The following is a 12806-nucleotide window of genomic DNA, read 5'->3' as shown; positions in this document are numbered from 1 at the left end:
CATGCCGTTCGCGGTGTCGCTGGGAGTGCGGATCGACTCCGCGAGCACCGAGGAGGTCCGCGGGCATCTGGACTGGGCCGCCCAACGCTGCACGGCGGGGGGAGTGCTGCACGGGGGCGCGGTCATGGCGTTGGCCGATTCGATCGGCGCGATCTGCGCGTACCTGAACCTGCCCGAGGGCACGCGCACCGCCACGATCGAGTCAAAGACGAACTTCTTCCGCGCGGTGCGCGACGGCGCGTTGCACGCGGTCAGCCGTCCGCTGCACGTGGGCCGCACGAACATCGCGGTGCAGACCGAGCTGTTCGACGATTCCGGGCGCCGCATCGGGCACACCACCCAGACCCAGTCCGTGCTGAACCCCTGAGATCGATCGCCAGCTGGTGTGGCCCGCCGCCTCGCCCAATATATTTCCGGTTGGCTATATTGATGGGGTGGCAAGTACTTTTGAAGTCCTGGCCGAACCGCACCGACGGGACATCCTCGACCTGCTGCGCACCGGGGAACGGGCGGTCGGCGACCTCGTCGACCGGCTGCCGCTGAGCCAGCCCACCGTGTCCAAGCACCTCAAGGTGCTACGCGAAGCGGGACTGGTCGACGTCCGCCAGGACGCCCAGCGCCGCTGGTACCGGCTCTGCCCGGAGCCGCTGGCCGAAATCGACGCCTGGCTGGCGCCCTACCGCCGGATGTGGAACGACCGGCTCGACGCCCTGCAACGCCACCTCGACACCATGCCCGACCAGGAGGCCCCCCAGCCATGACCACGAACACCACCCTCACCATGATCGGCGACCGTCCCGTACTGCGCCTGCAACGCCTGCTGCACCACCCGCCGGAGAAGGTGTGGCAGGCCATCACCGACCCGGCCGAACTGGCCCACTGGTTCCCCGCCCGCATCGACTTCGACCAGCCAGTCATCGGCGCACCGATGCGCTTCACCTTCGAAGGCTCCGCCGACTCCGACGAGGGCGAAATCCTGGAGGCCGACCCGCCGAAAGTCTTCGCGTTCCGCTGGGACAGCGACGTCATCCGCTGCGAACTGCTCCCGCACCCCGAAGGCTGCCTGCTGGTATTCAGCCACACCCTGCACGGCCCCGACAGCGACCGCCCGTCGGCCGCCCGCCACGCCGCAGGCTGGGACGCCTGCCTCGACGGCCTGTCCGCCCGGCTCTCGGGAACGACCGCCGAATTCTGCATGCAGACCTGGTTCGAACGCGCCGAGTCCTACATCGAGCAGTTCGGCCTCGGCGAAGGAGAACTGGACCCGACCGAGCACGGCTGGACGATCCACTTCGAACGCGACCTCGTCCAGCCACCCGAACAGGTCTGGGCCCTGATCACCGACAACGGCCAACCCGCTACCGGTGACCAACCGCCGCTGCACAGCACCCACGGCTTCGGTCAGGCCGCCGCGCTCACCACCGTCGAGGCCCCGCACGTCCTGGAATACGCCTGGCAACCCGGGGGAACCGTGCGTTTCCAACTCCGCACCCAGCATCCGATCGGCACCCGCCTGAGACTGACCCACACCGTGCCCACCGCTCAGGCCGACCAGCGAGCCACCCTGCTGGCCGCGTGGCAGGTGTACTTCGAGATCCTGTTCGCCGCCCTGCACGGCGACATCCGCGGCCCCTGGCCCACCGACCGCACCGAGGTGTTGCGCGAGCACTACACGCGGCGGCTCGGCGACTGAATCACGGCCTACCAGCCCGGATGCGTGCCCGGACGAGTCCTTAGGATCAGCGGTACCAACGGAAACGCAGCGTCCAATCTGGTTCGAAGGAGTGCCCGCGATGATCTTCATCACCGCCAAATTCCGAATCCGGCCCGAACACGCCGACCAATGGCCGGACATCGCCGGGGAATTCACCCGGGCCACCCGCGCCGAGCCGGGCTGCCTGTGGTTCGACTGGTCCCGCAGCGTCGCGGACCCGACCGAGTACGTCCTGATCGAGGCATTCCGCGACGGCGAGGCCGGTGCCGCGCACGTCCAGTCGGAACACTTCAAGAAGGCCCGGCAAACCCTGCCACCACACCTCGCCGAAACGCCGCGGATCATCAACACGACCGTGCCGCAGCAGGACTGGTCACTGCTGGGCGAGATGGCCGTACCCGAGCAGAACTGAGAGCTCACCTGTCGCGTGGGCGGTGCGGGTACATCCCGCACCGCCCACGGGTCACTGAGCCGGGAAACGCTCGCTCTCGCGTTCACCGCGACCGCACCAGGTCGGCCAGCAGGGTGGCGACCAGATCGGGCCGGGACCAGTGAGGACACGGTCTCGACCTCGTCCCGGGGCAGCGCGGCCGAGATTAGCTCCGCCATCCGGTCGAATGCGGCCCGCACGACGGTCGTCGCCACCTGCCGCCATGCCGCCGCCCGCACGGCCTGCCCGCCGATCACCGGATTACTGGGCCGCAGCAACGAAATCGCCTCCTCGGCCCGCAGTGGTGAGTAGTCGTGGAACAACGCCTCGCGAGCGGAATACGCGGTCAGCTCCACCAAGCCGTCGGCACGCCATCGCACCGCTTCCCGCGCACGTGGCGCGGACCCGGGAGCCGGCGCCAGATCAGCCAGGCTCTGGCCGGCATCGGGCAGCGCGCCGACCAGGTACACCAGCCGCCGCACAGCCGGATGCCCCGCGGCCGCTTCGGTGATCACCGCCCCTCCGTAAGAGTGCCCGCACAGCACCACCGGCCCCGCGGCAGCATCCAGGATCTCCCGCACCTGCGCGGCATCGTCGTGCAGATCACCGGCGGCGTCGCGGATCCCGCCGAATCCGCTGGGAAGATCCGCGACCACACATCCGATTCCCGAGTCCGCCAGGTCCACAACCACATCACGCCACGACCACGGCCCCAGAAAACTGCCGTGCACCAGCACCGCCGTCGCCGCCATGCCCGAATCCTAGGCGCGAAAGCCCACGCACAAGCGCATGTCCCACAGCTGCCGGCACACCAAGCCCGGTGTCCGGTGCCCACACCGACCTGGCCAGCCCCGGCCGAGCCGTACCGGCCCCGTTGACATGCAGCCTGTTGGCTGCCTATATTTCGCGCAGCCAACAGGCTGCATATTTCGGGTAGGTGAAATGGACACGGTGTTCAAGGCATTGGCCGACGGCAACCGACGCCGACTACTGGACAGCCTGAACTCCCGCAACGGGCAAACCCTGCGCGAACTGTGCACCGGACTCGACATGGCCAGGCAATCAGTCAGCAAGCACCTCGCCGTGCTGGAAGCGGCCAACCTGGTGACCACCCTCCGGCGAGGCCGGGAAAAGCTGCACTACCTCAACGCCGAACCGATCAACGCCATCGCCGAACGCTGGATCAACCAGTACGACCGCAAGCGGGTACACGCGCTCGCGGACCTGAAAACCGCATTGGAGCAACAACCGATGAGCAACGCGGAATTCGTCTACACCACCTACATCAACACCACACCCCAACGGCTCTGGCAAGCGCTGACCGACCCGGCCTTCACCCGCCGCTACTGGGGAGTGGCCTTCGACACCGACTGGCAGGTGGGATCCACGATGACCTGGCACGAGCGCGGCGGCACGACCGCCGACCCCGCCCAGGTGGTCCTCGAATCCGAGCCCTACCGCACGCTTTCCTACACCTGGCACACCTTCACCCCACAATGGGCCGAAACCGCCGGCGTAGACGAAGAAACCCGCGCCAAGATCGCCGCCGAACCCCGGTCGAAGGTGACCTTCCACATCGAACCGGTCGGGGAGACGGTCAAACTGACCGTCGTGCACGACGGCTTCGACCCAGCAAGCACCGTCCTGGGCATGATCCGCGAAGGATGGCCAGCGCTGCTCTCCAGCCTCAAGACGCTGCTGGAAACCGGCGAAGCGTTGCCCGAGCCCCCCGCCCAGCACGACTGAGACGCGTCACGGAGAGGCCCCTCACGCAAGGGGAACATCCAGGCCACACGCCGGGCTCCTCCCGGTCCGCCAGCTCGACCGCGAGCACCGGCAGGGGAGAAGCCTGGCGGCACCGCAAGACCAAACAACCCACGACGCGCCAAGACCACCAGAATTCAAGCCTCGAAACGCAGCGGCGTCAGCTGCTCGATGTCATGCCGCCGCCGCAACTCGGCCACCGCAGCATGATCCACACCGCCCGGAGCGTCCAGGATCTCCAGCAACTCCTCGAAATACCGCTCATGATGCGAAGGCGGCGAAGACTGGAAGAACATCCGCGCCGGCACATCGCCCCGATTGGCGAAGGCATGCGGACAACCAGGCGGGACGAACATGACACTACCCGGACCAGCACGATAGACCCGCTGCCCGGAATCGCTCTCCCACTCCGACCAGCAATCCCCACTGCGAACGACCGGCTCGAACGCCAACAGGTCGAGCTCACCCTCCAGCACGTAGAACAGCTCCTCGCTACGGCCGTGCACATGTGCACCGACATCGAAACCCGGCGGCACCACCACCTCGAAACTCGACGCCGCCACCGAATGCACCCCCGTGACCTTGAACGTCACCTCCTGCGCACCGGTCATGATGCGCTTGCCCCGGCCGGGCGGAACCACCAAACCCCGCATTGTCCTGCACCCTCCCTTCACCAACGCCGCTACCAGGTCACCGGCAGATCAACCGGACCGCGGATCATGACGTCCTGCCGCCACCGCACTTCCTCGGGCGACACCGCCAACCGCAGCCGGGGCAACCGATCCAGCAAGGTGGCAAGCAGAACCCGCGCCTCCATCCGAGCCAACAGCGGCCCCACGCAGTAGTGCGGACCATGCCCGAAGGCAAGATGCGGGATGTCCGCACGATCCAGATCGACTCGCTCCGGATTCGGGAAGATCTCCGCATCCCAATTCGCGGTCACATACGAAATGTGCACGACATCGCCCGCCCGGATCCGGACACCCCGGATCACGACATCTTCGGTGGCGACACGAGGTTGACCGACACCACGCTTGTGCGGGATGAACCGGAGCAGCTCTTCCACCGCATGCGGAATCAGCCCCGGCTCAACCACCAACCGATCCTTGAGCCCCGGCTCGGTCAACAGCACATACACCATGTTCGAACTGTTGTAACGAACCGCATGCCACCCATTCAGCGACACCAGCACGACCAACGCACCCAATTCCTCGTCATTGATCTCGCCACGGTCGCGGGCATCGGCCAACACCGTCACCAAATCATCACGCGGCCCGGCACGACGTTGCGCCACGAGCTGGTGGAAATACTCGTAGAGCTCAGCCTTGACCCGGCCATTGCGATCCACCTCCGCCTGGTCGTGCGCCATGCTGAACAGCGTCTCCGCGCACCAGGTCAACCAGGGCCGGTCGGCCACCGGAATACCCACGACCTCACCGATCATCGTCATCGGAAACGGAGCCACCACGTGCTCCACCAGGTCGGCCGGCCGACCCGCAGCCACCAACGCAGCCACCCGTTCGGCCATCACCTGCTCGGCACGCACCCGAAACTGCTCGACCCTACGCTGCGCGAACATCTTCGCCGCCACCCGCCGGATCCGCGCATGCTCTGGCGGGTCCGAATAGCTCAGCGCCCGGTCCAACGGGATGACGTGCTTGGTCATCCTGGGGAAGGGGCGGCCCGCGATCGCCGCCCGGCTGAACCTGGGATCCGACGTGACGAACTTGACATCCTCGTACCGGGTCACCAGCCACGCTTCGCCTTCGCCGAAACGCATCCGGATCCGCGCCACCGGTGCATCCTGGAGAAACTCGGCGAGAAACGGGTCGAAAGCCACCCCGGGAATGTTGGCCGGTTCATAGCACCGGACAGGGCACCGATCCGACATCAGCGACCTCCCACCGAACGTACGACGGTCATCGACTCGTCCCGAGGCTGGGGGATGGGGCGCCGGGAACCGGCCGGCAGCCAGCTGCCAACAGCCATCTCCGCACTGATCCCGGGCCCGAAACCGGCGATCAGCCCACGCGCCCCATCGGCGAGCGAGCCCTCGTCGAACATCCGCAGCAACGCGTCGAGCACGACTCCGCTGGCGATGTTGCCGTACTCGGTGAGCGTGGCCCTGCTATGCCGGAAGGCCACCGGCGGCACGCCCAGGAATTTGGTGAGGTCGTTGAGGATCCGCGGCCCGCCGGCGTGGACGATGTAGAAGTCCAGCTCGCCGACGTTCCACCGATGACGCTCCACCAACGCGCGCAGCGCGGGTGCCAGCGGCTCCATGGTCGTCGGAACCCGTTTGTCCAACCGGAAATGGAAACCGGTGGCCTTGACCTGGTAGGAAATCCACTCCGGGGTGTTGGGGATGATGGACGCGGCATTGCGCTCCAGAAGAACCCCGTTGCCACCGCTGCCCCGTACAACGGCGGCAGCGACCGCATCACCGAACAGCCCGTTGGACAACAACGACCCGATGTCGTGGTCGTCGGGCTGATAGCACAACGAGCAGAACTCGCAGGCGACGACCAGTGCATTCGATTCGGGATAGGCGGTGCAGAAGTCGTGGGCGCGGTTGATCGCCGCACCGCCGGCAGCGCACCCCAGCTGGGCGATCGGCAGCTGCCGGGTGTCGTGGCGGAAGCCCATCGAGTTAATCAGCCACGCGGTCATCGAAGGCATCATGAAACCGGTACACGAGACGTACACCAGCAGATCGATATCCTCTTCCCGCAGACCCGAATTGACCAGGGCCTGGGTGATCACGGCAGGCACCCGCTGTTTGGCATGCTCCTCGTAGATCTTGTTGCGCACCTCGAAACCCGGATGCTGCAGCGTCTCTGAGATGGAGCGGATGAGGTGGCGCTTGCGGACCCCGGTGTTGCTTATCAACCGCAGAACGAGGGGGAGTTGCGGGTGCCCGGCGTGGACTCGACGGGCCAGTTCCAGGGTTTCCTCCACCGTGATGACGTGTTCGGGTACGGCGACCGCCGGTCTGCACAGAACTGCCACCAATGCCTCCATCGGTACAAGCGCACGGGACTAGCTGCTGAGGAGCGAAACGGTGTGCCTCTCATCATCCGGCGGTTTCTGCGGTGCGGCGACCGGTCAGAACACCTTTTCCCCCGGCATAACCACTGATGGGAGGAACTGCGCGGCGGTGCACGCACACCGTGAGAGGACGCATTGTGAGCCCCACTCACATGAAGATTGTTCGACCGAAGCGGTTGCTGGCCGCGACGGTTCGATCCAGTGGAGAACAAGGGGAGAGGCACCACTTATCGTCGCGGAATTGCCGACCACGGCGCAGGGCCCGGCAGTTCATGCGGTGATCGGCGGTGCACGGCCGGTAACGGCGTCGTCAGCTGACGCTTTGGCAAGGCAGCGAGTCCGAGGCTACAGCGGTCCGCGCCGAGCTACGGTCAACTTCGAAGCACCTTCGTGGTGTGGCTAGCGCCTGACAAGGGGAGCCCGTCGAGGCGGGTTTGGCGAGCCGCTCACGATCTACTTAACATAATGTACATTATCGGCGTTTTATCGACCTGTGGCGGGGGCACGCAGAAGAGCCGTCTGACAGGTCTCAACGGATCTGGTCTCGGGGCCTTCGCTGTGACAACTGGCGTGATTCGGCGATGTCGGACCCTCGGGACGCGGCGCGTTGACGGCGCGTTCGTGTTGTGTGATGGCCGAGCCGGCCGGTTGGCGACAGCCGTTCAAGCCTGCCTCCGGCAATCGATGGGCTTGCCGGAGGGCCAGCGGCTGCCCCTCCGGCTTCTGACGACCCGGGAATCCCTCGTGCAAAAACGTCACCGTGACAAAATCGGATAACTAGCGGAAACTTTGGGATTGCTGGCGCGGAAACGGTTCTGGTGTCGGTTGATCAAGATCTTGGTTCAGGCTGGCGAGGGCCTGGTGATCAGTGCATCGGCTCGACATCAGCTACCGCAATGCGATGCGAACTGGCGAGCGGTGCAGCCATCAAGTGCGAGCACCCAGTGTTCGAGAGCGGATGGTCCGCGATCCCCCGGAGCGCCAGACCGCGTCCCTTCTACCGACATCGATCTTTGATGGATAACGAATATTATCCATCAAATGGAGAAAAGGTGGAGCTGACCAAGGGGCATCCCTTGCACTGAGCGTTGATACGTGCGCAGTGTGTGTCCGGGGTTCGGGCACCGCGCAATTCTCCTGGAGTTTTGGGCTTCCTCGCCGCCCTTGCTGGGCTTACTCCTCTCCCCTGCCGTCCGTCCGGGCTTCGGTCTCCTCCCCTGACACCGGCGATCCTCGACGTGAGTCCCGTTATCAGCGTGGGGGGCGGCTGTGGGTGGCGAGTTTGGCGGCGAGGTGTTCGGCCCAGTGTTGGGCGCGTTGTGCCTCTGCGGGTTGTAGTGGCCCGGCTGGGTGTTCCAGGTGGAAGGTGTGGGTCGGTTCGGTGAGGTGGAAGCCGTTGCTGCGGAGGATTTCTTCGACGGTTCGGGCCGCGGAGGCGGGTGTGTTCGGGTTCTCGGTGCGGGTGTCGAAGGCGGCGGCGTGTACGAGCCCGAGGCCTTTGTGGATGGAGTTGAGCCATTCGTGCAGCCCGTGGTGGTCGGCTGAGCCGGGGCCGCGCGGGGCTGGTACGGCGGCCTTGCGGGGGGTTCGGCGGTTTGGGCCAGAGGGGTGGGTGGGCCCGCCGACGACGAGCAGGCCGACGTGGTCGCCGATGCAGGTGGGCGCGTCGGAGACCTTGGCGAGGTCGACGTCCATCCAGCGGGCCAGGCCCGTTGCGACGTGCTCGGCGATGGCTGCGGTGTTGTCGAAGATGGATTCGTAGACCACGAGTGCGCGCATGATCGCCGTTCCCCTCGCCTCGGCGGTGTCGCCGCCCATCGTCGGGTGTCTCGCCTGGGGCGGGGCTAGGGCCGAAGGACCCTGGTGAGTGGGGTGCTGGCTTTTTCGGGGTTTGGTTGTTCGTGCGGGGTTTGTGGCGTTTTCGGTGTTCGGTGATCTGCCGGGCCGGGTTCTGGTCGGGCGCGGCCGGGCGGAGGTTCAGGGGCGCCAGCGGGGGGCGTAGCCGGGGCGGTCGGCGTAGGGCAGGCCGAGCAGGGCTCGGGTGGGGCAGCCGCGTTCGTCCTCGGGTGGGTAGCTCTCCCCCAGTGCGTCGCAGGGGCCGCCGCCGGAGCCGCAGCTGCGGTGGGTGGTCAGCAGGCGGGTTTTGAGTTCGCATTCGCGGAAGCCACGGATGTGGGTGATCAGGCATGGGCGGGTCGTGCCGGTTTCGGCGTTCTGCCTGGCTATCCGCAGCAGTTCCAGGTCGACGTCGAGCTGGCGGCGCAGGAACTGGACGAACCGGTCCATCTGGGGCACTCCCGTTGTCCGCGGTGGGGTTGATCGGTCACAGACGGGGACGCGGAGGCGGCTCGGTCATGACGGGGTTTGATAGTGATGCCGCAGGTCGACCTGCCCGAGCTCCTGCTAGAGGTGCATCCTCGCACCGGCTCCCTCTCGGAGTTCATCCACGCCTCCGGCGGCGAATCCCGCATGGACGACGCCGAGTTGCAGAAGGCGGATCTGTACGCAGCGATCCGCACGAACCTCCGGCTGTTCGCGGACGTCCCGGAGGAGGACATTCTCCTGTGCGTGGTCGAGACGAACAGCGAGAACTGGTGGGCAGCCGGTCGAACGGTCAACCCCCTGACGGGCTACGACGAGCGAATGGACCACGTCTTCAGCGACACCGCGGCCACGAACTGAAGGCCCTGCCCCGACGCGACCTCATCGTGGCCGACGCCCGGAAGGGTCTGGTGGCAGCCCGTGCCGGCGGAGGCAAGGGCTGCCGCGGACCGCGTGCCGGGGCAGATGTCAGCGGGTCGGGCGGGCGAAGCGCAGTGTGCGGATCTCGAAGGGCCGCAGCCGCAGGTCGAGGGCGTCGGTGGTGGCATCCGGTTGCGCCAGGGGCCGTTCCAGCAGGTCGGTGCGGGTGACCGAGGTGGCCGGGAAGGAGATGCTCAGACGCGCTTGAGCCCGGCCGCCGCGCGATTCGTAGAGCCGGACGACGAGGTCGCCGCTGCGGTCGTCGGCGAGTTTGACCGCTTCGATGACCACGGCGTCATTGTCGATGGTCACCAGCGGCGCCACCGGGTGTGAGCCGCTGACGGTCCGTTCGGGCAGGTTGATCCGGTAGCCCTCGCGGACGGCTTCGCCGATGTCGGCCCCGGCGATCAGGGCGTAGCGCAGCCGGTGTGGGCCGTGGTCGGTGTCGGGGTCCGGGAAGCGGGGCGCGCGCAGCAAGGACAGCCGGACGGTGGTGGTTGTGCCGCCGTCGGGGCGGGTGTCGCGGGTGACGTCGTGGCCGTAGGTGGCGTCGTTGACCAGGGCGTGTCCGTAGTCGGGTTCGGCGACGTGCAGGAAGCGGTGCGCGCAGATTTCGAACTTGGCGGCGTCCCACGAGGTGTTGGTGTGGGTGGGGCGCATGACGTGCCCGAACTGGGTTTCGGCGGCGGAGCGGTCGGCGTGCACGTCCAGGGGGAAGGCGACCTTGAGTAGTTTCTCGGTCTCGTGCCAGTCGATGTCGGTGTCGATGTCCACGCGTCGGGTGTCGGCGGCGAGGCTGATGCGTTGCACTACTGCGGATTTGCCGAAGCTGCGGCGGAGGCGGACGGTGCCGGCGTCGAGTTCCAGTTCGTCGATGTCGGTGAGGTCGCGGGTGTGGTGGCGGTAGAAGGCGTCGAGGTCCCAGGCGTCCCAGGCGTTGGGGTGGTCGGCGTGCAGTTGCAGCAGGTTCGCCGGTGCCGCCAGCGCTTCGCGTGCGCGGGCGTGGTCGTAGACCGAGGTCAGCAGGCCGCGGTGGTCGATGGCGACGTGTAGCAGTCCGTTGTCGAGGGTGATGGTGCCGTCGGGGTGTCGGGTGGCGGTGGGTGTCGCGGTGTGGGTGGCGGTGGCCGCGCCTAGGGCCGGCACGCCGTGTCGGGTGTGTGGTGCTGCGTTGAAGGTCAGCGGGGTGGCGGGTGCACCGGCCAGGGCCTGCAATGCGTTGGCGATGATCGTCTCGAGTTCGGTGGCGATGCGGGCGTAGGCGGCTTCGGCTTCCTGGTGTACCCAGGCGATCGACGAGCCCGGCAGGATGTCGTGGAACTGGTGCAGGAGCACTTGCTTCCACAGCCGGTCCAGGGCTTGGTAGGGGTAGTCGTGGCCGGTGGCGATGGTGGCGGTGGCGCACCACAGTTCGGCCTCGCGCAGCAGGTGTTCGCTGCGGCGGTTGCCTTGTTTGGTTTTGGCTTGGGAGGTGTAGGTGCCTCGGTGCATTTCCAGGTACAGCTCACCGGACCACACGGCCGGGTGGTCGTGGTCGGCTTCGGCGGCCGTGAAGAACTCCGCCGGGGTGTCGAGCTGGACGCGTGGGGAGCCTTCTAGGTCGGCGGTGCGGTAGGCGCGGGCGAGTATTTCGCGGGTGGGGCCTCCCCCGCCGTCGCCGTGTCCGAAGGGCAGCAGGGAGCGGCTGGCGCGGCCGTGTTCGGCGAAGTTGCGGGTGGCGTGTGCGAGTTCGGCTCCGGTGATCTCGGAGTTGTAGGTGTCGGCGGGCGGGAAGTGGGTGAACACCCGGGTGCCGTCGATGCCTTCCCACCAGAAGGTGTGGTGCGGGAACTTGTTGGTCTGGTTCCAGGAGATTTTCTGGGTCAGGAACCACCGGGAGCCCGAGAGGGCGACCAGCTGCGGCAGGGCGGCGCTGTAGCCGAAGGAGTCGGGCAGCCACACCTCGCGGGTTTCGATGCCGAATTCCTGGAGGTAGAAGCGTTTGCCGTGGACGAACTGGCGGGCCATCGCCTCGCCGCCGGGCATGTTGGTGTCGGCTTCCACCCACATCCCGCCGACCGGCACGAACTGTCCGGTGTGGATGAAGGTGCGGACGCGGTCGAACAGCTGGGGGTGGTGCTGTTTGATCCAGGCCAGTTGCTGGGCTTGCGACATCGCGAAGTGGAAGTCGGGGTGCTCGGCCATCAGTGCGGTGACGTTGGCGACGGTGCGGGCGACCTTGCGGATGGTTTCGCGTAGCGGCCACAGCCAGGCTGAGTCGATGTGGGCGTGGCCGACCGCGGAGATGACGTGTGCGCTGGCGTGGGCGGGCCGGGCCAGGGTGTCGGCGAGTTCGGTGCGGGCGGCGGCCGCGGTGCCGGAGACGTCGTGCAGGTCGAGGCGGTCGATCATGCGTTCCAGTGCGCGCAGGATGTCGTGGCGGCGTGGGGAGTCCACGGGCAGTTGCCGCATCAGTTGGTCGAGGACCTCGGTGTCTTGGATCAGCTGCCATACCGGTTCGTCGAACACGGCGAGGTCGGCGCGGCGCAGCCGGTAGAGGGGCGGGGTTGTGGTGGTGGGTTTGGTCCCCAGGTCGGTGGGTTGGAAGCCGCTGGGGCCCAGGATGATCGGGTTGGCGGCGGCTTCGATGTACCAGGTGCGGTTGTCTGCGGTGGTGTTGTCTGCTGTGGGCAGGTGGGTGTTGCGGGGGTGTAGTCCTTTGATCGGGGTCCCTTCGGCGCTGTAGGCCAGGCCTTCGCACTGGAATCCGGGGAGGTCCTCGTCGAAGCCGAGGTCCACGACCACTTCCACGGTGCGCCCGTGCCACTGCGGCGGCACGGTGCCGGACAGCCGGAACCAGCTGGTGCCCCATGCCGGGCCCCAGGCTTCGCCGACGGCGGTGGGCGTGTAGTCGGCGCGCAGCGCCTCGGCGACCGGCACTGGTTCGCCGGGTACGTGCCAGACCGCGACCGTGCAGGGCAGTGTTTCGGTGTAGCGGGCGGGGCGCAGGCGTTCGGCCAGCACCCGGTCGAGGCGTTGTTCGACGATGCGGCGGTCGTCGTGCATGTGCTCCCCCGATGTGCTCGATGTGATCCTGATCATGCTGGCACACCTGGGCGACGAGTGGTG

12 protein-coding genes and 1 pseudogene are annotated in these 12806 nt (G+C 67.0%); 6 read left to right on the top strand and 7 right to left on the bottom strand.

Going from position 1 to position 12806, the window contains the following annotated elements; genetic code table 11:
• The first annotated feature begins 1 nt into the window (after nucleotide 1).
• The 4 genes from BJ970_RS28240 (at nucleotide 2) to BJ970_RS28225 (ending at nucleotide 2126) form a co-directional block, all read left to right on the top strand.
• On the top strand, nucleotides 2–367 hold the full coding sequence (locus BJ970_RS28240; protein ID WP_184732343.1) for a PaaI family thioesterase: 366 nt from the start codon (nucleotides 2–4) through the stop codon (nucleotides 365–367).
• A 67-nt stretch (nucleotides 368–434) separates the two neighbouring features.
• The gene (locus tag BJ970_RS28235) at nucleotides 435–761 is read left to right on the top strand and encodes an ArsR/SmtB family transcription factor (protein WP_184729912.1); all 327 of its coding nucleotides are present in this window, start codon (nucleotides 435–437) and stop codon (nucleotides 759–761) included.
• Nucleotides 758–1693, top strand: coding sequence for an SRPBCC family protein (locus BJ970_RS28230; RefSeq protein ID WP_184729910.1), 936 nt, complete (start codon nucleotides 758–760; stop codon nucleotides 1691–1693). The genes BJ970_RS28235 and BJ970_RS28230 overlap by 4 nt, the downstream gene beginning before the upstream one ends.
• Before the next feature lie 100 nt (nucleotides 1694–1793).
• Nucleotides 1794–2126: a putative quinol monooxygenase gene (locus tag BJ970_RS28225; protein WP_184729908.1), complete on the top strand. Its 333-nt coding sequence runs from the start codon at nucleotides 1794–1796 to the stop codon at nucleotides 2124–2126.
• A 215-nt stretch (nucleotides 2127–2341) separates the two neighbouring features.
• On the opposite strand, the pseudogene BJ970_RS40200 reads toward BJ970_RS28225, so the two are convergent.
• Nucleotides 2342–2896, bottom strand: a pseudogene (locus BJ970_RS40200) (alpha/beta fold hydrolase); the annotation flags it as partial.
• Between the two features lie 190 nt (nucleotides 2897–3086).
• On the opposite strand from BJ970_RS40200, the gene BJ970_RS28215 reads away from it, so the two are divergent.
• Entirely contained in the window at nucleotides 3087–3890 is an 804-nt protein-coding gene (locus BJ970_RS28215; RefSeq protein ID WP_184729906.1) for an ArsR/SmtB family transcription factor, read from the top strand.
• A gap of 155 nt (nucleotides 3891–4045) precedes the next feature.
• Here the strand turns inward: BJ970_RS28215 and BJ970_RS28210 are convergent, their stop codons facing one another.
• The 5 genes from BJ970_RS28210 to BJ970_RS28190 form a co-directional block, all read right to left on the bottom strand.
• Nucleotides 4046–4561 carry a cupin domain-containing protein gene (locus BJ970_RS28210; protein ID WP_184729904.1) on the bottom strand — a complete coding sequence of 172 codons (516 nt, stop codon included), beginning with the start codon at nucleotides 4559–4561 and terminating at the stop codon, nucleotides 4046–4048.
• A 29-nt stretch (nucleotides 4562–4590) separates the two neighbouring features.
• The gene (locus BJ970_RS28205; protein WP_312864505.1) at nucleotides 4591–5748 is read right to left on the bottom strand and encodes a cytochrome P450; all 1158 of its coding nucleotides are present in this window, start codon (nucleotides 5746–5748) and stop codon (nucleotides 4591–4593) included.
• Between the two features lie 50 nt (nucleotides 5749–5798).
• Nucleotides 5799–6917, bottom strand: a complete 1119-nt coding sequence (locus tag BJ970_RS28200; protein ID WP_184729900.1) for a type III polyketide synthase — start codon at nucleotides 6915–6917, stop codon at nucleotides 5799–5801.
• A gap of 1290 nt (nucleotides 6918–8207) precedes the next feature.
• A complete protein-coding gene (locus tag BJ970_RS28195) occupies nucleotides 8208–8774 on the bottom strand; it encodes a flavodoxin family protein (protein ID WP_184729898.1) in 567 nt (188 codons plus the stop codon).
• A gap of 159 nt (nucleotides 8775–8933) precedes the next feature.
• Nucleotides 8934–9242 (bottom strand): DUF6221 family protein, encoded by a 309-nt coding sequence (locus tag BJ970_RS28190; protein WP_184729896.1) that lies wholly within the window; start codon nucleotides 9240–9242, stop codon nucleotides 8934–8936.
• A gap of 87 nt (nucleotides 9243–9329) precedes the next feature.
• On the opposite strand from BJ970_RS28190, the gene BJ970_RS28185 reads away from it, so the two are divergent.
• The gene (locus BJ970_RS28185; protein ID WP_184729894.1) at nucleotides 9330–9638 is read left to right on the top strand and encodes a tautomerase family protein; all 309 of its coding nucleotides are present in this window, start codon (nucleotides 9330–9332) and stop codon (nucleotides 9636–9638) included.
• A gap of 108 nt (nucleotides 9639–9746) precedes the next feature.
• On the opposite strand, the gene BJ970_RS28180 is transcribed toward BJ970_RS28185, so the two are convergent.
• Nucleotides 9747–12779 (bottom strand): alpha-mannosidase, encoded by a 3033-nt coding sequence (locus tag BJ970_RS28180; RefSeq protein WP_246471870.1) that lies wholly within the window; start codon nucleotides 12777–12779, stop codon nucleotides 9747–9749.
• Nucleotides 12780–12806 lie beyond the last annotated feature (27 nt).

Source organism: Saccharopolyspora phatthalungensis (assembly GCF_014203395.1).
In the GTDB taxonomy this organism is placed as follows: domain Bacteria; phylum Actinomycetota; class Actinomycetes; order Mycobacteriales; family Pseudonocardiaceae; genus Saccharopolyspora; species Saccharopolyspora phatthalungensis.
Note: the sequence above shows the minus strand (reverse complement) of the source record. Positions and strands in the feature narration are given on the sequence as shown.

What these genes read in the sequence shown, in the direction of transcription:
- BJ970_RS28240 (WP_184732343.1), top strand. Translation starts at nt 2, where the DNA reads ATGCCGTTCGCGGTGTCGCTGGGAGTGCGGATCGACTCCGCGAGCACC.
- BJ970_RS28230 (WP_184729910.1), top strand. Translation starts at nt 758, where the DNA reads ATGACCACGAACACCACCCTCACCATGATCGGCGACCGTCCCGTACTG.
- BJ970_RS28225 (WP_184729908.1), top strand. Translation starts at nt 1,794, where the DNA reads ATGATCTTCATCACCGCCAAATTCCGAATCCGGCCCGAACACGCCGAC.
- BJ970_RS28215 (WP_184729906.1), top strand. Translation starts at nt 3,087, where the DNA reads ATGGACACGGTGTTCAAGGCATTGGCCGACGGCAACCGACGCCGACTA.
- BJ970_RS28210 (WP_184729904.1), bottom strand. Translation starts at nt 4,561, where the DNA reads ATGCGGGGTTTGGTGGTTCCGCCCGGCCGGGGCAAGCGCATCATGACC.
- BJ970_RS28195 (WP_184729898.1), bottom strand. Translation starts at nt 8,774, where the DNA reads ATGGGCGGCGACACCGCCGAGGCGAGGGGAACGGCGATCATGCGCGCA.
- BJ970_RS28190 (WP_184729896.1), bottom strand. Translation starts at nt 9,242, where the DNA reads ATGGACCGGTTCGTCCAGTTCCTGCGCCGCCAGCTCGACGTCGACCTG.
- BJ970_RS28185 (WP_184729894.1), top strand. Translation starts at nt 9,330, where the DNA reads ATGCCGCAGGTCGACCTGCCCGAGCTCCTGCTAGAGGTGCATCCTCGC.
- BJ970_RS28180 (WP_246471870.1), bottom strand. Translation starts at nt 12,779, where the DNA reads ATGATCAGGATCACATCGAGCACATCGGGGGAGCACATGCACGACGAC.